This window comes from Chryseobacterium oryzae (assembly GCF_022811665.1).
Taxonomy (GTDB): domain Bacteria; phylum Bacteroidota; class Bacteroidia; order Flavobacteriales; family Weeksellaceae; genus Chryseobacterium; species Chryseobacterium oryzae.
This window is the reverse complement of the sequence record NZ_CP094529.1, coordinates 2,733,538-2,754,766: the sequence shown is the minus strand read 5'-3', so window position 1 is coordinate 2,754,766 and position 21,229 is coordinate 2,733,538. Positions and strand designations below refer to the sequence as shown.

The following is a 21,229-nucleotide window of genomic DNA, read 5'->3' as shown; positions in this document are numbered from 1 at the left end:
ATGGCAGATGAAAATATTTACAGTCAAAATGCTACTTTAGATGAGATTGTATTTGAAAATAGAAATAAAGAATACGGAGCATATGATATAAGACATCAATATCCTAGATTATTGACAAAATCTTTTATCATCGGAACATCTTTATTCTTAATTGCAGCTCTTACACCTTTCATATATCTAACTATTAAGAAAATGAATGCTGAAGAAAAGCAGGAGGTTCAGCTAGATTTGAAAGATGTATTGCAAGACGATCCTATTATTGAACAACCTAAAGAAGAAGAACCACCTCCACCACCTCCACCTCCTAAAGAGGAAGAGAAAATCGAGATTATTCAGAATGTTGTTCCTGAACCGGTAAAAGCACCAAAAATTGAAACACCACCGCCACCAATTTCTAAACAGTTAGAAACAACAACAGGCTTGGAGAATCAAGCAGGTGTAAAAGTTCCGACAGCTTATGCTCCACCACCAACGCCTCCATCAACAGGCACAAAAGCTTCTACTGCTGAAGTGAAGCCACAGGTTACTAATGATGTTTACGAATCTGTAGACCAGTCTGCAGACTTTACAGGAGGAGGTCTAGCAGGATTCAGAAAGAAATTTGAAAATAGTTTCGATCCTACTTCTGTAGAAGGTGAAGGTTCTCTTAAAACTCAGATTACATTTGTTGTAGAGAGAGACGGAACTTTATCGCAGGTAAAAGCTACTGGTTCTAACGCTGATTTTAACAGAGAAGCTGAAAGAGCAGTAAAAAGTATTAAAATTAAATGGTCTCCAGGGAAAGTAAATGGTGAACCAGTACGTTCAAGATTCAGATTCCCTGTTTCTATGAATTTCGAATAATATTAATTTTTAATAATTATAATAAAAAGAGAGGCAAATGCTTCTCTTTTTATTTTTTTTGTATTTTTGTTATATGATGTTCAATTGGTTGTCTCTAGTTACGGGATTTTTCTATATAATTTTGGGAATTGTAGTTATAATTTTCAAATTTTTTTTGGTTACATTAGAACCTACAGTGGCTTATCCACTTGGAGCGGTATTAATTATTTACGGTATTTTTAGAATCGCCAGAGCAGTGATGAGATTAAAAAATAAAAATGATGAATAAATTTTTTATATATATTTTAATATGTATTTCTTTTCTAAATTGCTCAAAAAAAGAAAAATCATCACCTTCTTATCATAAAGGAGATATGACCATTCTTACAGACGAATCTTTTAAAAGTGTTGTAGAAGCATTGGCAGAAGGATACATGATTAGTTATCCAGATACAAAAATTAAGGTTATTGCAAAAAAAGAAGATTTAGGGTTTGTTGATATGCTCAATGATAAAGCTAGAATAGCGGTAATGTCTAGAGATTTAACGCCAAAGGAAATTAAACTTTATGAAAATCAAGTAGATTTAAAATTTACACCTGCGAGGTTTGCCGCAGATGCAGTTGTTTTCTTTGTTCCTAAAAATTCAAAAAGAAATAGTCTGACATTTGAGGAAATTGAAAAAGGACTTCAATCTGATGATAAAAATTTTATTTTTGACGGAACCAATTCTAGTAATTTGAATTTTGTGGCTCAAAAAGTGGGTAAAAAACCTAGAGACCTTAAATTTTCTATTATTTCCGGAAATGTGAATTTAATTGAAGAACTTAATAAATACCCAGATAAAATTGGTGTTGTCGGTCTCAATACCATAAGTAGACCTTATGATAAAGAAGCTGAGAAGCTAAGAGGAATGATGAAAATTCTGCCTATTGTTAAAGATAATAAATCATTTTTGCCAGATGTTGATGGCTTAAGACAGATGAGATATCCTTTTACCCGAGTTCTATATTTCTTAACAAATGAAGGTAATTTTAATATTGCTAACGGATTTATAAGATATTCCTGCACACAACTTGGGCAAATGGTAGTGGAAAAAGAAGGGCTTCAGCCGTATAATATTTACAGACGTGAAGTGCAGATGCGTTAAAAATTCTTAATATTATTTTATAACCAAAATAAAACCCTTATTTTGGTCTGAAAATTGTGTGATTTATTTCATCCAATTAAAATTAGTGTTTAAAATATAAATGAAAGATATAATGATTATGAATGTAAGAAAGGTTGCTTTTGGGGCATCAGTAGTATTTTTTACCAACTTTGCTTTTGCACAGACATTGCAGGACGGTATCAACAGTTTAGACAGTGATAAGTATGCTGCTGCTAAAAATAATTTTACGCAAATGATTGCTAAAGAGCCTTCAGCAGAAAATTATTTTTACTTAGGAAATACATTTCTGAAACAAGGTGAACCCGATTATGCAAAAGCATCTGAAAATTTCAATAAAGGATTAACGGCAGATTCTAAAAGCTATCTTAATAAAATAGGTTTAGCTTCTGTTAAACTAGGAAAAGGTGATAAATCTGCAATTGCAGAAATTCAGAAAATAGTAACAGATTCTAGAGAAAAAGATCCTGAAGTACTATTCAGAGCAGCAGAAGCTTTAACGATATTCGAAAAAAATAATTCACCAGATTTGGCAATTCAATACTTAAATAAGGCTATTGAAAAAACCAAAAAAGACATTCCTGCGTATTACTATTATACGTTAGGTGATGCGTATAGACTCAAAAGAATTCCTGGTGAGGCAATGACTGCTTATGATAAAGCACTTCCTTTAGCTAAAAATAAAGCATCTGTGTATACAAGAATGGGTACTTTATGGATGGCTGCTCAACAATGGCAACAGGCAAAACAAAATATTGATAAAGCTATTGCTACAGATCAAACGTATGCACCTGCGTACAAAGCTTTAGCTGCTTATGATATAAAATATCAGGAAAATGCTAAAGCTACACAGGATCTTCTTAACTATACAAAGTATGCGGATGAGGATCCATATACACAATTAGAAATTGCAAAACTTTATTTTACTAATGAAGATTATGCTAATTCTAAAGTTGTCTTAGATAAAATCTTTGATAAGATTGATGATCCTATCAAATTTAAATTAAGAGCGTATGTAAATTATGCAGACGGACAATACGCTGAAGCGAAACAAAATATTGATAATTTCGTTTCTAAAGCAGAGAAATCGAGAGTTCAACCTGCAGACCAAGGTTTAATGGGATTAATTGCTGCCGGTTTAGCAAAAACTGAAACAGACGAAGCTAAGAAAACTGCTTTGAAAGCTGAAGCTCAGCAAAAAATTGCTTTGGCAAAAGTAGCTAAAGATGAAACCTTAAAATGGGATATGGAATTAGCTAAAATTAATGGAGGCGGAGCATCTCAGGCTTCAGCGGACGCAGGTCCTTCTACTCCAGAAATTGAAGCAGCTAAAAAATTAGTTGCCGCAAATCCAAAAGACTCTGATGCGATCTATAAATTGGCAAATGCTTATCAGGATGCTAAAAACTGGAATGGGGCAGTTTTAACATGGCAGAAAATGAGTAATTTACTTCCAGATTGGGCACCAGCTTACTACAGTCAGGGATATTCTTATCAACAAGCTGGAAATAATGAAGCTGCTATGATTTCTTATGAGAAATTTATTGCAACTGTAAAACCAGCTGATATTGAGGCTAACAAACAAGCTTTAGCATATTCCTACTTCGCAATTGCTTTTCTGGAAAAAGACAAAGATGTTGCAAAAGCAAAAGATTATGTAGCAAAATCTCTTAAATTAGATCCTAGTTATCAGGATGCTATTAATCTTAACGCAGAGCTTAATAAATAATTTTAAATAATAATTATATACTAACTTCCCATTCATTTTTGTATGGGAAGTTTTTTTAAATTTGATAGATGAATAAGAAATTTGATATACTTGCCATAGGAGCTCATCCGGATGATGTAGAGCTAGGTTGTGGAGGAACTTTAGCCAAATTAATTTCTGAAGGAAAAACATGTGCTATTCTAGACCTTACTAGAGGAGAATTGGGGACTCGTGGGACAGATCAAACTAGAAAGGAAGAGGCAACAGATGCTGCCAAAATCTTAGGTATAGCCGAAAGAGAGAATTTAGGTCTTAAGGATGGTTTTTTGGTTAACTCAGAAGAATATCAGTTAGAAATTGTGAGAATGATCCGTAAATACCGACCAGAGATTGTTTTGGCCAATGCAATTGATGATCGGCACCCGGATCACGCCAAAGCAGCAAAACTGGTGTCAGATTCTTGTTTTTTAGCAGGGTTAAGAAAGATTGAAACGAGTATGGACGGAATCAATCAGGAAGTTTGGAGACCTAAACAGATTTTTCATTACATTCAGTGGAAAAATATAGTTCCAGAATTTGTGATAGATATTTCTGAATATTTGGATGTAAAACTTAAAGCGTGTGCGGCGTATAAAACCCAGTTTTACGATCCAGATTCAAAAGAACCGGTTACTCCAATTGCAACGAAAGATTTTTTTGAGAGTTTAACGTATCGTGCTCAGGATCTAGGAAGATTGTCGGGAGTGGCTTATGCAGAAGGTTTTACTTCAGAAAAATTAGTAGCAATGAAAAATTTTGACGGAATTGTTTTGTAGATTAAAAAATATGCCTATATTTGCACTCACAAAACGGTGATTGTAGCTCAGTTGGTTAGAGCGTCGGATTGTGGTTCCGAAGGTCGTGGGTTCGAGACCCATCATTCACCCAAAAAAGTACACTATAAAGTGTACTTTTTTTATTTTTATACTGTCTATTCAGATTTCATAACTTCACATCTCTATTTGTTTACTGTGTCTTTTTTTTATGCAAAGGATGTTTCTGTAAGTTGTAATTATTTTTTTGCTAATTTTAAGTATTAAAAACACTGAAATGAACGAGAAATTATTGCAATATATCTGGAATTATAAATTGTTTACCCATTTTGATTTTAAAGATTCTGAAGGAAATTCAATTGAAATTTTAGATTTTGGAAAATGGAACTCAGATTCTGGTCCTGATTTTTTATTTGCAAAAATTAAAATTAGTAATCTCATTTTAGCAGGAAATATAGAAATTCATGTGAAAGCTTCGGACTGGATTTTTCACCAGCATTCACAAAATTCAGATTATCAAAATGTAATTTTACATGTGGTTTTTCAAAATGATGCAGATATTTTGGAGTTCAAAAATAAAAATATTCCTACACTGGAACTTAGAATTTATATTGATGAGAAAATTTACAGTAATTACCATCATTTTGTGAATGAAAGCAGATTTATTCCCTGCGAAAAAGTTTTTAGCCCAGATAAAATACCAATAGGCTTTCATGAAGAAAATCTCATCAAAAAACTGGAGGAAAAATCTTTGGTAATAGAAAAAGATTTAAAAATTCAGAAAAATAATTTTGAAGCGATACTCTTTCATTATCTTGCTTATGCTTTTGGATTAAAAATAAATGCGGCAGTTTTTAAACAGTTGGCAGAAACTGTAGATTTTTCAGTAATTAACAAAATTAGACAAGATAAAACCCAGTTGGAAGCTTTGTTTTTTGGGCTTGCCGGATGGCTCGAAAATACAGAAGATCATCAATCTAAAATCTGGAAAAGAAAATTTGAATTTTTAAAAGCTAAATACCAGCTTCCCAATGTTGTTATTTCTCCAAAATTTCTGAGGCTTCGACCAGCTAATTTTCCAACGATACGACTTTCGCAACTAGCAGATTTGTATTTTCAGCATTCTCACTTGTTTTCAGAAGTTATTTCGGCAAAGAATTCTGAGGTTTTAAAGACTGTTTTTGCCAGTATTAAAGCTTCTGAATATTGGAATGATCATTATAATTTTGGTAAAATTTCGTCTGTTAACACTCAGAAAACTCTTAGCAGTAATTTTATTGAAATTATCCTCCTCAATGCAGTGCTTCCCATTAAATTTGCATACGAAAAACATACTAATGAATATATCACAGATGAAATTCTGGAATATTACAGGATTTTAGCCGCAGAGAAAAATACAGTGGTTGATGGCTGGAAAAATCTTGGAGTAAAAAGCGAAAATTCTTTAGAAAGCCAAAGCCTAATTTACCATTACAAAAATTTTTGCGAAACAAAAAAATGCTTAAATTGCGGTATCGGATTCAAAATTTTAAAAGAACCTCGTCATGTTTGATAATCTCCGTCATAAAATGGAATGTGAATGGTTTGGTGTACTCACCAGAATGGGTGCCAAACTGGGAATTCCTGTTTCTAAACTAAGAATTTTCTTTATTTATTCCACTTTTGCTACCGCAGGTTTTTTCTTTTTAATTTATCTTGGTCTTGCGTTTACACTTTGGATAAAAGATATTTTTATTACTAGAAGACCTAGTGTCTTTGATCTTTAAATTATGGAGTTTTTACAAATTATTTCGGCAGAAGATTACCGCACGGAAAAAATTTTCAAATCTTACTGTTCTTCTTTTCCTGAGGATGAAAGAAGAGAGTGGTTTCAGTTTGTTAAATTATTTGAACATCCTAATGTAAAGGTTATTTCGGTTTTGAATCAGTCTGAAAATGTAGGGTATCTTATTGTATGGGAATTATCGAGTTTTCTTTTTGTAGAGCATTTTGAGGTTTTTGCAGAATACAGAAATCAAAATCTTGGTTCTAAAATAACCGATTGGCTGTTTAAAAATTTCCCAAGAATTATTCTGGAAATAGAGCCTGAAACTTTAAACGAATACGCTAAACGCAGATTTTTGTTTTACCAAAGAAATGGTTTCAGTCTTATTGATGAACTCTATGTTCAGCCAAGCTACGGAGAAGGAAAAAACAGTCTTAATCTTTGGCTTTTGGCAAATTATACACCAGAAAATTTAATTCAGGTTAAAGATGAAATTTACGATATTGTTTATCATTAACTACCGTTTCTCTTTTTCTTTTTTTTGTGATTCTTTAATTCTTTCTACATAAACAGGAAGAGTTTCTTCCAGTTCAAACATTACTTTGTAGATGTTTTTGGCTTTAATATATCTCCGAATATCAGGTTTTAAGATAAAGCTGAATTCCAAAAATTCCGGAATTCTCTCCGCGGGAATGCTTTCTTTTACAAAATATTCTTCACCTGTACGGGTTTTTACCCATGCAATGTCGTCCTGCATATCCTCGTACTGATACCATCTTCTCTGTCTTCTTGCTTTTCCGCTAACAATATCGTATAAACCCTGTACATCCAAAAGTCCTAATGGAATTGCCATTAGAAGATTTCTTGTGTCCGCAGGAACTTCTCTGGGCTTTTCAGGACCTCGCGGAAGACCAATTGCTTTGCGAAGTTCTTCTTTTTTATCTACTTTTGTAAGCATTTTAGAATCTTTGGCTAGATTTCCGGAAAGCGGAATTATTTTAACTTCTTCTATTTCCACAGGAAGCTGGGTCATGATGATATCGGGAATGTTGTCTAGATTGTCAATTTTTTTAATCGTTCTTTCGTAGCCTTTTTTTATAAACCTGATTTCGTCCTGCAATGAAGCTTTTATGGAAAATTCACCGCTAGAATTACTGGATGTTTTCTCATTATTATTGATGTTGATAACCAGAACAGAAGTTACAATCCTGTTATTCTCGCTCATTGTTCTGCCAGACAAAATTTTTTGTCCGTATAAACAGCTTGCGATAAAACATATTAAAAGCGAAAATCCTTTTGTCTTCACCATCTTTTATTTTTGCTTTGGTGGAGCTTTATAGGTAGTAATTCTATTTAAAACAGTTCTTTGAAATCTCATTAAATCAGCATCGCTCATATAACCATATTTCAGGATGTTTTTTCGCTCAAAACCTGTCTGCAGAATATAATTTACAAAATGATTGATGAATGGCTGCTCAATCTGAAGATCTGTGAAATACTGAGTTCCCAATGCTGAAACAATATAATTGGCGAGATCCAAATCGTCCCATTTGTTTTTTACTTTTCCGATAGAAAAGCCTTGTCCTTTTGGCTGAACAAATTCTCCGGGTTTTGCAGCTAAAATTCTAGGATCAGACTTTTGCGAGATGTAACGAGAAAGATCACTCTTAAGTTTCTCCACTTTTTTCGATTGTGCCAATGCTTTAGAATCGAGTTTTAAATCTCCTGTCAATCCTTTTTTAATTTCAACTTCTTCTATCAGAATAGCAGATTGTACCATGTTGATGTTAAGAGAAGATTTAGTGTCTTCGGGAGCAACTTTCCATTGAAATCTGTCGAAACCTGTTTTTACAAACCGGAGTATATCTCCAGCCCGTCCGGAAATCATAAAATGCCCGTCTCTGTTGCTGAGAACTCTTTCGTCTGTACGGATGTTAATAACATTCACGTCTGCCAATTCATGTTTTTCTTCATCAGTAATCTTACCGAAAATATATTCCTGAGCATGGATGTTGATGAACGCAATGAATGAAAAAAGAATAAGTAGTTTAATTTTCACAGAATATTGTTTTATTAAGCAAAACTAAAATTATTTTCTGTTCCGAAATGAAGTTTAACCAGACTTAACGGCTTTTAGGATATTTTTTGATTTCAGAGGGTAAAACTGTTAAAGTATTGGTTTAGAATTGTTAAAATTTCAGATTTTTTTTGATTAAATTGCATCAAATCTTTTATCAAAAAATGTCAAATTCTTATACTGTCATCAATGCATCTGCGGGATCTGGAAAGACTTATGCTTTGGTGCAGAAGCTTTTAATGATCTGTTTGCGTTATCCTAATCAACAACAGGTAATACGGAATATTCTCGCCCTAACATTTACCAATAAAGCAGCTAATGAAATGAAGGAAAGAATTCTTTCATGGCTTGGGAAATTTAAAGAAGATAATTATGCAGATAATAATGATCTTAAGAATATTCAGAAAGCTTTTGAAGAGGAAGGACTTAAAATAACTCTTGATGAACTTCATATCCGATCAAAAAAACTGCTAGATTATATTCTTCACAATTATTCTACCTTAAATATTGGAACCATAGATCGCTTCAATTCTCGTTTGGTACGTAGTTTTTCTTATGAGCTTGGTCTTGCGAAGAATTTTAATCTCGAAATAGATGCAGAGCCTTTTCTTATTGAAGCGGTAGATAAAATGTTGGATCAAATCGGGGAAAACGATAACATTTCCAACTCTTTTATGGATTATGTAGATTATAGTCTTGATAATAATGAAAGAATTAATCTCAATAAAAATCTATACGATTCTGCCAAAGAATTTGTAAAAGACATTCATTATGAACATCTTAAAGTTAATAAAGAATTTAATGATGAGAATTATGACAACATCAAAAATACGTTAAGAAAAGATATTACAGCGAACAAAAAGCAGTCATTAGAATTAGCTTTACAGTCAATCGAATTATTTAAATCCAGAAATATTGAGATTGAAGATTTTGCTCAGGGAAAAAATGGTCTTGGAGGGTTTTTTCCAAAAGTTATAGAATTTTACGAGAAAAAAAGACCTGGATTTCCTTTCCCGAGTTCGTCTGAAGAATCTGTTGTAGATAAATACCGAAAAGGTACTTCTGCAAAAGCTAAACATAAAGAAACCGATGTTTTTGATATTCTGGAAATTCTTTTAGAAAACAGAATGAAACTCATTTTGCTGTACATAGAAACTCAGAAAAAAGAGAAAATTCTTTCTGCGTTGCTGCCGTTAAAAGTAAATAAAGATATCCAGGATGAACTGAAAAAAATTGAGGAAGAAAATGATTTGGTTCTGCTTTCTAAATTTAATATTCTCATTAACGAAAACCTGAAAAATGAGCCTTCCGCTTTTATCTACGAAAAAGTTGGGTCGCAGTTCCAGCATTATTTCTTCGACGAATTTCAGGATACTTCCTCTTTGCAGTGGCAGAATTTTGTTCCGTTGAGAGATCACAGTATTTCCACAGAGAATACTTCATTTACGCTTGTGGGAGATCCAAAACAGAGTATTTACAGATTCCGTGGAGGCGAAAGCAAACTTATGCTCGACATCATCAACAATAAAGAAATTTCTCCCAAACAGGCAAGTTTGTTGGTTTTGAAAGATAACTGGAGAAGTGCAAAAAATATTGTTCAGTTTAATAATGAGCTTTATCAGTTTCATTCTCATCAATTGCAAGAGGAGCACCGCCAGATTTTTGGTTCAGATGGCGAACAAAATCCAAAATCTTCCATAGAAGGTCGTGTGAAAGTGAATCTTATCGAAAATCTCACCAATGAAGAATTTTATGACGATGTATCGGTAAAAATGCAGAAAGATATTCAGGAATGCCTCGATAATGGGTTTAAATTTTCGGATATTACTATTCTGTGTCGTGGAAATTTCGATATTTTCTCTTATTCTCAAAAGCTAGGAAGTCTAAAGGTAAATTATAAAGGCTTGGAAACCAATATTAGAACCATTTCAGATAAAGGGTTAACGCTGGAATTATCCGATACCATAAAAGCTGTGGTGGAGTTTCTGAAATGGGAAACCAATCCGAAAAACAAACCTCATCTTATCATGATGATGTTTTATCTCAACCGTCTCGGGAAAATTGAAATGCAGGATTTCACTTTACAGATGAAGGAAATTCTCGAACTACAGGAGTATGAAAATATTATCGGTTTTTTAGAAGAAAAATATTCTTTAAAACTCAAGCAAAATCAGTTTCCGAAATTTAATCTGTATAATTATATTGAATATTATATTAACGAATTTTCTTCCGGAAATAAAGAAATAGATTTTCTGTTGAATTTCCTCGAAATGCTGTTTAATTTTACTCAAAATGCAGGGGCAAGTACCAAAGAATTCCTGAAATATTGGGACGAAGAAGCGTCTAAACACACCATTCAGGCTTCGGAGAATATTGATGCCATTCAGATTATGACGATTCATAAGGCAAAAGGATTAGAATTTCCTGTAGTTTTTATTCCGATGATGAATAAAAACAGAGATTCAGAATTCAGTAATTGGTTCGAAACGGAGGCTGAAGATGTTTTAAAATCGGTCAATATCAATCAATTCAGTAAAAATCTTGAAGCGTATGATGAAGGTATAGAAAAATTTAATCAGGAAAATTCTTATAAAAATCTTGTAGATCGGCTTTGTCTGCAATATGTTGCAACTACAAGACCGGTAGAACAGCTGTTTTTTTATCTTCAAAAGGCAAATAAAACTTCTAATAATCTGGAAATTCTCGAATTTGTTGAATCTAAAAATCTTCAAAATCTTGACGAGTTTGATTTGTATGAAACCAATCCTGAAATGCTCAAAAAGCAGATTTTGCATCAAAATTCTGAATTCAAAACCCAGAATATTGAACATTTAAAAAATAAGAGCGATTCTAAAAGTTCTATACAAATTGCTACTCCTTCTAAGAATTATCAGGTAAGAAACGAGAAAGTAAGAGTTGGTCTTTTTGTACACGAACTGCTTTCAAGAATAAATACACCAAAAGATGTCGACAGAGTTTTAGAAACGTATGTTTTGGATGGGCAGATTACTCTCGAAGAAAAAACCGAAATAAAATCTGTTTTAATGAAAATTATTGATGCTCATACAGAGTTTTTCGACGAAAAATGGCAGGTTATCAACGAAAAAGATATTATGATTTCTGAAAATGGCATGGCTAAAATCTACCGACCCGACCGGATTTTAAAAAACAATGAAGGATATATTATTTTAGATTTTAAGACAGGTTCCGAAAACGAAAAGAATGAAAAACAAATTGAAACCTACAAAAGTGTTTTGGAAAAATTGGGTAAAAAGGTTTTAAAAACAAAACTGATTTATATTTCCTAAATAATTTCGTTTGAAAAATATAATGTTTTAATTGTCAACGAAGAATTTCGGCGGAGCCAAAGGCTCCGCCGAAATTCTATCTAATTTATAGGCTACAAAATCTCATTTTGGTATTTCAGTAATCTTTCAAAAACACTTCTTGTGGTCGGTTTGGAAGAATTTAAATTAAAAATAAGCATTCCGCTGTCGATGTTAAAATAATATTTTTTGTCCTGATCAGAGATAGAAAACCATTTCAGAAGTCCGTTAACAATATTAATATCCTCCCACTTTATGATGGTTTCTTTCAATAAAAAAGTATGAGGATGTTGGTGTAGAGTATCAACGAAATAAATATTTTGGTCTTTAATGAAAATCATTCCGCTTCCCTGAAAAGCTTTAATTTTAAAAAACTCATTTTGAGCATTCCCAAGATTATAGCGTACAAATGCATAAAACTCAGGCTTTCCAATTTCATTCAGTAAGAGATTTTGCTTTTTTCTCCGACTTTTTGCTGCCAAATAAGCAATTAAGAAAATAATTGCCGGAATAGAAAACAGCAATACAACAAAAAAAATAATGAAAATAATTATTGGATCCATAAAACTGTATTTTAGTATTGTAACCTAAGTTTAGCTTTCCATTTTATTAATCCTTATCACAAACTCATGTTATTATAATTCAGGATGTCTTTCAAAGGCTTGGGTTCTGTTGAATAGATATCGATAGGTTGCAAGCTTCCGAGTTACTTTCGTATCGAGATTTTCAGCAATTTTTATCATTTTGGGATTAAAATCGCCAATCCACTGCATTTCGGTAACTTTAAAATCGGTATGTTTTCTAAGATGCTGAGTTCCCTCCCAAATCATATATCCCTCAAGACCACGTTTCTGCCATTCCGGAATTACACCAAAAACAAGACCAACCATTTTTTCGTTTTTCCTGAATTTTTTTATCCAAAGGAATTTAAGCTTTTCCCAAATCCCAAATTTTCCGTTAAGATATTTAAACCATTGGTTGGTATCCGGAAGATTCATCCACATGGCAACAGGTTTTTCATTTTCGTAAACAAACCAAGAAATATGCTCGTTGATGATGGGTTTCATCGTCTTAAACATTTTCAGGACTTTGGATGTTTCCATGCGTTTTCCTTCTCCGTGTGCAGCCCAGGCTTTATTGTAGATTTCGGTAAAATCCGCGGCAAATTTTTCCAGATTATTATTTGTCATTGGTTTTGCAGAAATATCTGGATTTTTACTGTGTTTTGCATGCATTACCGTAAAAACTCTGGAAACATCCCCGAAGATAGGTCTTGAAAAGCAAAGCTGTTCAAAATAAATTTTGAATCCGTAATTTTCGAAAAGATCTTTATAATAAGGGAAATTGTAGTTCATGCCATAAAGAGGTTCAACGAATCCTTCGATTACCAATCCCCAGAATTTATCACGTTCACCGAAATTAATAGGTCCGTCCATCGCTTCCATTCCTCTTTCCTGAAGCCAGTTTTTACAATAATCAAAGATAAAATCGGCTGTCTCCTGATCGTTGATGCAGTCGAAGAATCCGATTCCGCCTGTAGGTTGTTGTTGTAGATAAGTTTTGTTAATAAAAACGGCAACTTTGCCAACTGTTTCGTTATTTTTATTGATGAATAGAAAGCGTGTACATTCGCCTTCCTTAAAGAATTTATTTTTTTGCGGATTGAAGATGTCCTCAATGTCGATATTGCGTGGTCTTATGTAATTTTTGTCGCTTTGGTAAAGTCTTGCAGGAAACTCTAAAAATTCTTTTTTCTGGGAGTAGTTCAGTACTTCTTCAGCAATAATCATGGTATAAAATGATGGTGTAGCCTAAAGATAATGTTTTTCGGCTAAATTAAATATGATGAACAGATTTTATCCGTATTTTTGTTGCAAATTAAATAAAAATGGTTGATTTTACGGATAACGACGATGATATTTTCACAGGAAAAGAACATACGCCTATCAGGGAAGATGCTTTTGAAAAATCACCGGAAGAAAAGATAGAAAAAATTACCTCACTTTTTGGGGAAATTATGGAAACGTTGGGGCTCGACATGACAGACGATTCTCTTAAAGATTCTCCCAAAAGAGTTGCTAAAATGTATGTAAATGAAATTTTCGGAGGACTTTTACCTCAGAATAAACCAGGCATTTCTACATTTTCTAACAAGTATAAGTACCGCCAAATGTTGGTGGAAAAAGATATTACCGTATATTCTTTCTGCGAACATCACTTTTTACCAATAATCGGAAGAGCACATGTTGCTTATATTTCGAATGGAGAAGTAATTGGGCTTTCAAAAATCAACAGAATTGTAGATTATTATGCGAAAAGACCGCAGGTTCAGGAAAGATTAACAATGCAGATTGTAGATGCCTTAAAGGAAGCATTAGGAACAAAAGATGTCGCCTGTATAATAGATGCAAAACACCTTTGTGTAAACTGCAGAGGCATTAAAGATACAGCAAGTTCTACTACAACAGCAGAATTAAGTGGCATCTTCAGAACCAATCCTATTACAAGACAAGAGTTTCTTCATTATGTAGGAAGCCATACTAAACTGGAGTATTAAAATGATAAAATTTAAAACAATTTCAAACCGAATTTTTATTGCAACAATTATCTGTTGTGCTTAATTTGTTTTGAATTTAATTTAAAAAATCATTTATCAATCATCAATTATAATTAATGCAACTAAAAATATACAACTCGCTTACGGGCGAAAAAGAAATTTTTAAACCTATTTTAGAAGGAAATGTAGGAATGTATGTTTGTGGACCAACCGTTTACAGCAACGTTCATTTGGGAAATGTTAGAACGTTCCTTTCTTTCGATTTTATTTACAGAAGTTTAATGCATTTGGGCTACAAGGTAAGGTATGTAAGAAATATTACCGATGCAGGGCATCTTACTGATGATGGCGATGTAAATAATGACCGTTTTGTAAAGCAAACCCGTCTCGAAAAGCTGGAGCCAATGGAAATTGTTCAGAAATATACGGTAGATTTTCATAAAGTGTTGCAACTCTTCAATCTTTTACCGCCTAATATTGAACCTACTGCGACTGGTCATATTGTGGAGCAGATAGAACTTACTCAGAAGTTAATTCAAAAAGGATTTGCTTACGAAAGTAATGGTTCTGTGTATTTCGATGTTTTGGAGTACAATAAAAGAGGTCTTAATTACGGGGAATTATCTAAAAGAAACATCGAAGAACTTTTTGCCAATACCCGCGATTTAGACGGACAGGGTGAAAAGAAAAATCCGCAGGATTTTGCACTTTGGAAAAAAGCTTCTCCGGCACATATTATGCGTTGGAATTCGCCTTGGGGAGAAGGTTTCCCAGGATGGCATCTTGAATGTACTGCAATGAGCACTAAATATTTAGGTGAAACTTTTGACATTCACGGAGGAGGAATGGATCTTAAATTTCCTCATCACGAATGCGAAATTGCACAAGGTAAAGCATGCAACGGAGCTGAACCTGTACATTATTGGATGCATGCCAATATGTTGACGATGAATTCTCAGCGTATGAGTAAATCTACAGGAAATTATATTCTGCCGATGCAGTTGGTAACGGGGGAAAACGACTTTTTTGAAAAACCTTTCCATCCGTCTATTGTACGTTTTTGCTTTCTGCAGGCACATTACCGTAGCGTATTGGATATTTCCAATGATGCGATGCTTGCGAGTGAAAAAGGCTTTATCCGATTAATGGAAGCCATTAAAGTTTTGAATGACATTACTCCGAATGATGAAAAGCAATCTCCTTTCCGTCTTGATGAATGGAAAAATAAAGCTTACGATGCTTTAACGGATGATTTTAACTCTCCGGTTTTAATTGCACATCTTTTTGAAGCTGTAAAATACATTTTTGCTCTAAAAGATGGTAAAGAAACTGTTTCAACTAAAGATTTAGAGGAATTGAAATCGGTCTTGAATGCTTTTGTATTTGATGTTTTGGGGCTTCAGACTATTGAGGAAAATAACAATGAAAAGCTGGATCAGACTTTGAAGGTTTTAATTGAATTAAGAAATCAGGCAAGAAAATCTAAAAACTTTGAACTTTCGGATCAAATTAGAGATAAACTTCTTGCAGAAGGCATCGAACTGAAAGATGGAAGAGATGGAACTTCCTACGTTTTGAACTAGAACTTTAAATATATTCCTCAAATAATTTTGAGGAATTTTTTTATTTAAAAAGTGAAAAGTAAATCATTTAAAATTTAATAATTCAAATATGAACTGTCCATGCTGTTCTGGTAAAAGCTACGGAGAATGCTGTAAGCCCTATCATTTAAAGGAAAAATTTGCTCCCACTGCTGAAGCTTTAATGAGATCTAGGTTTTGTGCATTTGCAATTCCTAATGGAGAATATTTAATGGATACTACACTTCCCGAGAAAAGGAAATATCATAATAAAGAGGATTTGCAGGAATGGGGAGAAATTAATGAATGGATTAAACTGGAAATTCTAGAAAAACCTTCAATGAGTAAAGTGGAGTTCAGGGCTTATTTTATAGATGAAGAGGGAAATGAACAAATTCATCACGAATTATCTACTTTTAAAATGATTCAGAATCGTTGGTATTACGTAAGCGGTAAATTTTTAGATTAACGAGATATTTACGAAAATTAAATACAAAAAAAGCATCCATTTGGATGCTTTTTAATATTATGTCTTAAACTTCGTCGTCAGAATCTATGGTGTAAGATCTGCTTTTGAAATCTTTATCGTGTCTTTCGGATATTACATCTTCACCTTTTTCGTTGATGATGAAATCTGTAGATTCATTAAACATCTCCTGAAAGCTCTTGAAATCTTCTTTATAAAGATAAATTTTGTGCTTTTCGAATGTTGCCTCTCCGTTGTCTCCGAAGTTCTTTTTACTTTCGGTAATTGTAAGATAATAATCTCCTGCTTTCGTCTCGCGCACATCAAAGAAATAAGTTCTTCTTCCCGCTTTTAGCACCTTCGTGAAAATTTCATTTTCATGGCGTTCCTTGTAATCACTCATTATTAGATAATTTTTAATCTTGTTAAGAACAAATATAAAATATTTCTTTTAATCACAAAATTTTTTTTATGATTTATTTAACAATTCAGAAAAAAAATCCTAAGCAGTTGCAGAATCGACAATATCGCTTAAATTAAGTATTTTGTCTGCTCTTTGTGCGCTCGATTCTCTGTGTGTGATGATTATTGAAGTGGCAGATTTTATTTTGGTGTCGATGTTTTCTAAAATATTCTGTTCGGTTTCAGTATCTAAAGCGGATAGAGAATCATCAAAAATAATGATATGGGGGTCTTTTATTAAAGCTCTCGCGATACAGATTCTTTGTTTTTGTCCGCCGGAAAGCATTACGCCTCGTTCTCCTACCATTGTTTTATACTGTTCCTTAAAATCTATAATATTTTTATGTACATCTGCAATTTTCGCATATTCTATAACTCTTTCGTGGGTTGGGTTGTCTATTGCGAAGCCAATATTCTGTTCAATAGTATCAGAAAAAAGGTAGCTTTCCTGTGGAATGTATCCTATGAATTTTCGGTAATTGGTTAAGTTGTGATCTTTTAAATTTTTGCCGTCTATTAAAATTTCACCTTCTGTAGGATCAATAAGTCGACAGAGCAAAAGGGCGATGGTAGATTTGCCACTTCCGGTTTTGCCCATAATTGCTAAAGATTTTCCGGCTTCAATTTTGAAATTTAAATTATCAAGCGCTTTAATTCCTGTATTGGGATAAACGTAAGAAACATTGCGGAATTCTATATCACCTTTTATTTGATAATCATCGAAATTTTTGTTGTAAATTTCAGATTGCTTATCCATAAATTCATTAATTCTCTGCATAGAAGCTTCTGCTCTTTGATTAATCGAAGTTACCCATCCAACCATAGAAAAAGGCCAGATTAAAATATTAATATACATGAAAAAATCTGCAATTTTTCCGACAGATAATTCTCCTAAAATGTATTTCTGACCTCCAATAAATATTACAGCTACATTCAGTAATCCGATTACAAAAAGGATGATGGTGAAAAAATATGCTTCTGTTTTGGCTAAGTCTAAAGCTTTGTTTTGATAATCGTTTACTTTAATGCCATAATTTTTTTCGATGTATTTTTCTTTGGCGAAATATTTCACAACCCGTATTCCCGAAAAACTGTCCTGAACAAATGTTGAAATCGCAGACTGGCTTTTCTGCATTATTTTAGACTTTTTATTGATAACGGAACTTACTTTGAAAATAATGTACGATAAAACAGGAAGTGGAAGCAATGTCCATAAAGTCATAGAAACATCTGTTTTAATCATGTAAACGCTGGTAATCAGCAATAAAATCAATAAATTTATTACATACATTACACCAGGGCCGAGATACATTCTTACCGCTACAACATCTTCACTCAGGCGGTTCATTAAATCTCCGATGGTGGTTTGTTTGTAATCCGTAAGCGATAAATCCTGATAATGTCTGTAGATTTTATTTTTCAGCTCGTATTCTATTCTTCTTGAAGCAACAATAATGGTTTGCCTCATCATAAAGGTGAAAAATCCGGTAAGAAGAGAGCATCCTACAATAATGGCAACGTAAATTAAAACTTGCCGGTTGAATCCCAAATTACCGTTTTTAGCAAGCTCATCTACCGATTTACCTACAAACTGTACTTTATATATATTGAAAAAATTACTGGCGATGATGAATAATAACCCCCAAAACAATAGTATTTTGTGCTTCCAGAAATAAGGGTTGAGTGTTTTCAGTGCTTTCATAAACTTTCACAAAATTACAAAAATTGGAGCAGAACGAGAATCGAGTAAATTTTAAATTTCATATCTTTGCCCGCATAAAAAAGCTCTTTGAATGTTAGGAAGAAGACAAATCCGTGAGAAAGTGGTAGAAACTGTTTATTCGTACTACCAAAACCCTGTTAAAACAGATGTATTAGAAAAAAATATGTTTACAGGAATAGAGAAAATCTATAATCTCTATATTTTTCAGTTGAATTTTTTGGTAGGTTTGAAAGAGCTGGCAGAAAATCAGATGGAAATTGGTAAAAACAAATACTTCAAAACAGATTCTGATATAAATCCCAACCAAAAATTCATCAACAATCAGGTTTTAAAAAAGCTTGAAGAAAACCCTGAAAGACTTTTTTTTACCGGACAGCACAAAGATCTTAAATGGGATCTTCATGATGATATGCTGGTGAAAACTTTCCAGAGAATAACTGCCGGAAAAAGGTATCAGGATTTTATGAAAGAAGAAGGGTATTCTTTTGAAGAAGATCAGAAGTTTATCGGGAAGCTTTTCTTGAGGTATATTGCAGAAAACGACGATTTCCACGATTACATCAGCGATAGAGAGCTTACTTGGGCAGATGATATTCACATTGCCAATTCGATGATACAGAAAACCATCGGTTTTATGAAGGAAAACGAAGAAAGCAGAACGCTCATTAAAATGATGAAAGACGAAGAGGATAAGAATTTCGCCAGCAAACTTTTGAGAGATACTCTCAATAATTGGGAAGCTAATGAAAAGAAACTCTCAGAACGTCTGGAAAACTGGGATTTGGAGAGAGTTTCTCTTATGGATAAAGTTATCTTAACGACTGCTTTTACAGAGTTGGATAATTTTAGTTTTACGCCTTCAAGAGTAATTATTAATGAATATATCGAGATTGCTAAAGTATTTGCAACCGACAGATCGAATATTTTCATCAATGGTATTTTAGACAAATATTGTAAAGATTTAAACAGAATTTAAACAAAATAAAAAATGAAAAAGACATTATCAATAATAGCTTTATCCGTTATCGGATTCGGATTGGTTTCTTGTAAAAAAGAGGAGAAAAAAGAAACTTCCAATACAGAAATTACTAATGTAGACTCTACTAATGCACCTAAAGATAGCAATTCTGCAGGACAAGTAGTGCCAGAAAATGTGCCGGTTCCTGCTAATACAGCTGTAACAGGAGAAGCAGCTGCACCTGCTAAATCTAACCAACCTATTACTACTGTTGCACTTTCTGAAAACAGTTTTGATTTTGGAAACATTAAAAAAGGTAAAAAAGTAGACCATGTGTACGAAATCACTAATACAGGTAAAAATCCTTTAATTATTTCTGAAGTTAAACCTGGGTGTGGATGTACTGCTCCAGATTTTACAAAAGATCCGATTATGCCGGGTAAAAAAGGAAAAATTACTTTAAGCTTCGATTCTACTAACTTCGATGGTGCTGTTAGTAAATATGCAGATGTTTTTGCTAACGTAGATAAGTCGCCGATTAGATTAACATTTACAGCTAATATCGAAAAGTAATATGATTAATTTAGAAACAATATTTTTGCAGGCTGCACCAGGAGGAAATTCTCCTATGATGCTTATTATGATGGGGGTAATGTTTGTTGGGTTTTATTTCCTAATGATTAGACCTCAGATGAAAAAGCAGAAAATGGAGAAAAAATTTCAGGAAGAACTAAAAGTGGGAAGCAGAGTAGTTCTTACTTCTGGTCTTCATGGGAGAATTGCACAGGTTCTGGAAGACGGAGTAATTATTGAAACTCTTTCTGGTAAACTGAAATTCGAAAAAGCGGCTATTTCAAGAGAGTTCACCGAAAACCGTTTTGGTGAAAAAGCTACAAAAGCTGCGGCTGAAAAACCTGCAGATAAAAAAGAGATTGAAACCGAAAAAAAATAAATTCGGAATTTTAAAATACTTCGTTTCGGCGGGGCGGCGAAGCCGCCCCGCCGAAACTTTTTTACATAAAAAATATTCTTTCATGAGTCAAAATATAAACAAAATAGTACTTATTTTAGGAGCTAATTCGGATGTGGCAAAAGAATGTATCAAAAAATATGTTGCCAAAGGATTTTCTGTAATTGCGGCATCTAGAAATTTACAATCTTTAGAAGAATTCGTTCATGCCAATAATCTAAATTCAAAAGTTGCAATTTTACATTTTGACTCATCCGATTTTGGTTCTCACCAGAAATTTTACGACGCACTTTCCGTAAAACCTCATATAGCTGTTTATGCAGCAGGATTTTTGGTGGAAAATGAAATAGCCTTAAAGGATTTTAGCGGAACTCAACAAATGATGCAGGTTAATTACATGGGAGCCGTCTCAATTCTGAATATTATTGCCACTGATGAAAGCAATAAAAATTTAGAACGAATCATTGGGTTGTCTTCACTTTCGGGAGTACGTGGAAGAAAAAGTAATTTCGTCTATGGAAGTACTAAAGCCGCATTTACAACCTATTTAGCAGGTTTAAGACAAGAATTGTCGCACAGAAGAATTAAAGTTAATGCTTTAGTAATCGGATATATTGATACCAAAATTAATGCTGGTTTAGAGTTGAATAAAAACCTCATCATGCAGCCGGATTATGTTGCAGATTTTATTGTAAATGCCGGAAATACGTTTACTATCGTCCCCAATTTTAAGTGGAAAATCATTTATTTTATTCTAAAAATCCTTCCGGAAAGTTTGGTCGCAAAATTACCGTGATTCAGATAAAATATTTGAAATTTTCATTTTTTCAAGCTTGC

Annotated in this window: 21 protein-coding genes and 1 tRNA gene; 16 read left to right on the top strand and 6 right to left on the bottom strand. The window is 33.3% G+C overall.

All coding sequences use genetic code 11. The features are described from left to right. The 8 genes from MTP08_RS12515 (at position 1) to MTP08_RS12480 (ending at position 6,790) form a co-directional block, all read left to right on the top strand. Positions 1 to 843: an energy transducer TonB gene (locus tag MTP08_RS12515; protein WP_243576225.1), complete on the top strand. Its 843-nt coding sequence runs from the start codon at positions 1 to 3 to the stop codon at positions 841 to 843. Positions 844 to 1,103: 260 nt separating this feature from the next. Beyond that, positions 1,104 to 1,970 carry a PstS family phosphate ABC transporter substrate-binding protein gene (locus tag MTP08_RS12510; RefSeq protein WP_243577758.1) on the top strand — a complete coding sequence of 289 codons (867 nt, stop codon included), beginning with the start codon at positions 1,104 to 1,106 and terminating at the stop codon, positions 1,968 to 1,970. 100 nt (positions 1,971 to 2,070) lie between these two features. Next, positions 2,071 to 3,717, top strand: coding sequence for a tetratricopeptide repeat protein (locus MTP08_RS12505; protein ID WP_243576224.1), 1,647 nt, complete (start codon positions 2,071 to 2,073; stop codon positions 3,715 to 3,717). Between the two features lie 68 nt (positions 3,718 to 3,785). Then, a complete protein-coding gene (bshB1, locus tag MTP08_RS12500; protein ID WP_243576223.1) occupies positions 3,786 to 4,511 on the top strand; it encodes a bacillithiol biosynthesis deacetylase BshB1 in 726 nt (241 codons plus the stop codon). A gap of 35 nt (positions 4,512 to 4,546) precedes the next feature. After that, positions 4,547 to 4,622 (top strand) — tRNA-His (locus MTP08_RS12495). A 163-nt stretch (positions 4,623 to 4,785) separates the two neighbouring features. After that, positions 4,786 to 6,060, top strand: coding sequence for a DUF2851 family protein (locus tag MTP08_RS12490; protein WP_243576222.1), 1,275 nt, complete (start codon positions 4,786 to 4,788; stop codon positions 6,058 to 6,060). Continuing rightward, positions 6,053 to 6,274 carry a PspC family transcriptional regulator gene (locus tag MTP08_RS12485; protein ID WP_209388796.1) on the top strand — a complete coding sequence of 74 codons (222 nt, stop codon included), beginning with the start codon at positions 6,053 to 6,055 and terminating at the stop codon, positions 6,272 to 6,274. Before MTP08_RS12490 ends, MTP08_RS12485 begins: the two co-directional genes overlap by 8 nt. A gap of 3 nt (positions 6,275 to 6,277) precedes the next feature. Next, positions 6,278 to 6,790, top strand: coding sequence for a GNAT family N-acetyltransferase (locus tag MTP08_RS12480; RefSeq protein WP_243576221.1), 513 nt, complete (start codon positions 6,278 to 6,280; stop codon positions 6,788 to 6,790). Here the strand turns inward: MTP08_RS12480 and MTP08_RS12475 are convergent, their stop codons facing one another. Beyond that, positions 6,791 to 7,582, bottom strand: coding sequence for a carboxypeptidase regulatory-like domain-containing protein (locus MTP08_RS12475; RefSeq protein WP_243576220.1), 792 nt, complete (start codon positions 7,580 to 7,582; stop codon positions 6,791 to 6,793). Between the two features lie 3 nt (positions 7,583 to 7,585). Further along, entirely contained in the window at positions 7,586 to 8,332 is a 747-nt protein-coding gene (locus tag MTP08_RS12470; RefSeq protein ID WP_243576219.1) for a hypothetical protein, read from the bottom strand. A gap of 182 nt (positions 8,333 to 8,514) precedes the next feature. On the opposite strand from MTP08_RS12470, the gene MTP08_RS12465 reads away from it, so the two are divergent. Beyond that, positions 8,515 to 11,658: a UvrD-helicase domain-containing protein gene (locus MTP08_RS12465; protein ID WP_243576218.1), complete on the top strand. Its 3,144-nt coding sequence runs from the start codon at positions 8,515 to 8,517 to the stop codon at positions 11,656 to 11,658. Between the two features lie 92 nt (positions 11,659 to 11,750). Here the strand turns inward: MTP08_RS12465 and MTP08_RS12460 are convergent, their stop codons facing one another. Both MTP08_RS12460 and MTP08_RS12455 read right to left on the bottom strand, forming a co-directional pair. Further along, positions 11,751 to 12,239: a hypothetical protein gene (locus tag MTP08_RS12460; protein ID WP_243576217.1), complete on the bottom strand. Its 489-nt coding sequence runs from the start codon at positions 12,237 to 12,239 to the stop codon at positions 11,751 to 11,753. 72 nt (positions 12,240 to 12,311) lie between these two features. Then, entirely contained in the window at positions 12,312 to 13,466 is a 1,155-nt protein-coding gene (locus tag MTP08_RS12455; RefSeq protein WP_243576216.1) for a hypothetical protein, read from the bottom strand. Positions 13,467 to 13,564: 98 nt separating this feature from the next. Between MTP08_RS12455 and folE the strand changes: the two genes are divergently transcribed. From folE to MTP08_RS12440, 3 genes are all read left to right on the top strand, one after another. After that, positions 13,565 to 14,233, top strand: coding sequence for a GTP cyclohydrolase I FolE (gene folE / locus MTP08_RS12450; RefSeq protein WP_243576215.1), 669 nt, complete (start codon positions 13,565 to 13,567; stop codon positions 14,231 to 14,233). A 116-nt stretch (positions 14,234 to 14,349) separates the two neighbouring features. Further along, positions 14,350 to 15,816: a cysteine--tRNA ligase gene (cysS, locus tag MTP08_RS12445; RefSeq protein ID WP_243576214.1), complete on the top strand. Its 1,467-nt coding sequence runs from the start codon at positions 14,350 to 14,352 to the stop codon at positions 15,814 to 15,816. Positions 15,817 to 15,904: 88 nt separating this feature from the next. Beyond that, positions 15,905 to 16,282, top strand: a complete 378-nt coding sequence (locus tag MTP08_RS12440; protein WP_243576213.1) for a YchJ family protein — start codon at positions 15,905 to 15,907, stop codon at positions 16,280 to 16,282. 64 nt (positions 16,283 to 16,346) lie between these two features. Here MTP08_RS12440 and MTP08_RS12435 read toward each other — a convergent pair whose 3' ends face one another. Continuing rightward, entirely contained in the window at positions 16,347 to 16,682 is a 336-nt protein-coding gene (locus MTP08_RS12435) for a DUF3276 family protein (RefSeq protein ID WP_209388806.1), read from the bottom strand. A 99-nt stretch (positions 16,683 to 16,781) separates the two neighbouring features. After that, positions 16,782 to 18,443 (bottom strand): ABC transporter ATP-binding protein, encoded by a 1,662-nt coding sequence (locus MTP08_RS12430; RefSeq protein ID WP_243576212.1) that lies wholly within the window; start codon positions 18,441 to 18,443, stop codon positions 16,782 to 16,784. 91 nt (positions 18,444 to 18,534) lie between these two features. Here MTP08_RS12430 and nusB point away from each other — a divergent pair, with 91 nt between their 5' ends. From nusB to MTP08_RS12410, 4 genes are all read left to right on the top strand, one after another. After that, positions 18,535 to 19,440 carry a transcription antitermination factor NusB gene (gene nusB / locus MTP08_RS12425; protein WP_209388808.1) on the top strand — a complete coding sequence of 302 codons (906 nt, stop codon included), beginning with the start codon at positions 18,535 to 18,537 and terminating at the stop codon, positions 19,438 to 19,440. Between the two features lie 12 nt (positions 19,441 to 19,452). Then, positions 19,453 to 19,995, top strand: coding sequence for a DUF1573 domain-containing protein (locus MTP08_RS12420; RefSeq protein WP_243576211.1), 543 nt, complete (start codon positions 19,453 to 19,455; stop codon positions 19,993 to 19,995). A gap of 1 nt (position 19,996) precedes the next feature. Continuing rightward, entirely contained in the window at positions 19,997 to 20,374 is a 378-nt protein-coding gene (gene yajC / locus MTP08_RS12415; protein WP_209388810.1) for a preprotein translocase subunit YajC, read from the top strand. An 82-nt stretch (positions 20,375 to 20,456) separates the two neighbouring features. Then, positions 20,457 to 21,188 carry an SDR family NAD(P)-dependent oxidoreductase gene (locus tag MTP08_RS12410; protein WP_243576210.1) on the top strand — a complete coding sequence of 244 codons (732 nt, stop codon included), beginning with the start codon at positions 20,457 to 20,459 and terminating at the stop codon, positions 21,186 to 21,188. Positions 21,189 to 21,229: the final 41 nt, after the last annotated feature.

Coding starts and splice junctions, on each gene's coding strand:
- MTP08_RS12475 (WP_243576220.1), bottom strand. CDS start 7,582: ATGGTGAAGACAAAAGGATTTTCGCTTTTAATATGTTTTATCGCAAGC.
- MTP08_RS12435 (WP_209388806.1), bottom strand. CDS start 16,682: ATGAGTGATTACAAGGAACGCCATGAAAATGAAATTTTCACGAAGGTG.
- cysS (WP_243576214.1), top strand. CDS start 14,350: ATGCAACTAAAAATATACAACTCGCTTACGGGCGAAAAAGAAATTTTT.
- MTP08_RS12490 (WP_243576222.1), top strand. CDS start 4,786: ATGAACGAGAAATTATTGCAATATATCTGGAATTATAAATTGTTTACC.
- MTP08_RS12420 (WP_243576211.1), top strand. CDS start 19,453: ATGAAAAAGACATTATCAATAATAGCTTTATCCGTTATCGGATTCGGA.
- MTP08_RS12465 (WP_243576218.1), top strand. CDS start 8,515: ATGTCAAATTCTTATACTGTCATCAATGCATCTGCGGGATCTGGAAAG.
- MTP08_RS12485 (WP_209388796.1), top strand. CDS start 6,053: ATGTTTGATAATCTCCGTCATAAAATGGAATGTGAATGGTTTGGTGTA.
- bshB1 (WP_243576223.1), top strand. CDS start 3,786: ATGAATAAGAAATTTGATATACTTGCCATAGGAGCTCATCCGGATGAT.
- MTP08_RS12510 (WP_243577758.1), top strand. CDS start 1,104: ATGAATAAATTTTTTATATATATTTTAATATGTATTTCTTTTCTAAAT.
- MTP08_RS12430 (WP_243576212.1), bottom strand. CDS start 18,443: ATGAAAGCACTGAAAACACTCAACCCTTATTTCTGGAAGCACAAAATA.
- folE (WP_243576215.1), top strand. CDS start 13,565: ATGGTTGATTTTACGGATAACGACGATGATATTTTCACAGGAAAAGAA.
- MTP08_RS12460 (WP_243576217.1), bottom strand. CDS start 12,239: ATGGATCCAATAATTATTTTCATTATTTTTTTTGTTGTATTGCTGTTT.
- yajC (WP_209388810.1), top strand. CDS start 19,997: ATGATTAATTTAGAAACAATATTTTTGCAGGCTGCACCAGGAGGAAAT.
- MTP08_RS12480 (WP_243576221.1), top strand. CDS start 6,278: ATGGAGTTTTTACAAATTATTTCGGCAGAAGATTACCGCACGGAAAAA.
- MTP08_RS12440 (WP_243576213.1), top strand. CDS start 15,905: ATGAACTGTCCATGCTGTTCTGGTAAAAGCTACGGAGAATGCTGTAAG.
- MTP08_RS12505 (WP_243576224.1), top strand. CDS start 2,071: ATGAAAGATATAATGATTATGAATGTAAGAAAGGTTGCTTTTGGGGCA.
- MTP08_RS12455 (WP_243576216.1), bottom strand. CDS start 13,466: ATGATTATTGCTGAAGAAGTACTGAACTACTCCCAGAAAAAAGAATTT.
- nusB (WP_209388808.1), top strand. CDS start 18,535: ATGTTAGGAAGAAGACAAATCCGTGAGAAAGTGGTAGAAACTGTTTAT.
- MTP08_RS12410 (WP_243576210.1), top strand. CDS start 20,457: ATGAGTCAAAATATAAACAAAATAGTACTTATTTTAGGAGCTAATTCG.
- MTP08_RS12515 (WP_243576225.1), top strand. CDS start 1: ATGGCAGATGAAAATATTTACAGTCAAAATGCTACTTTAGATGAGATT.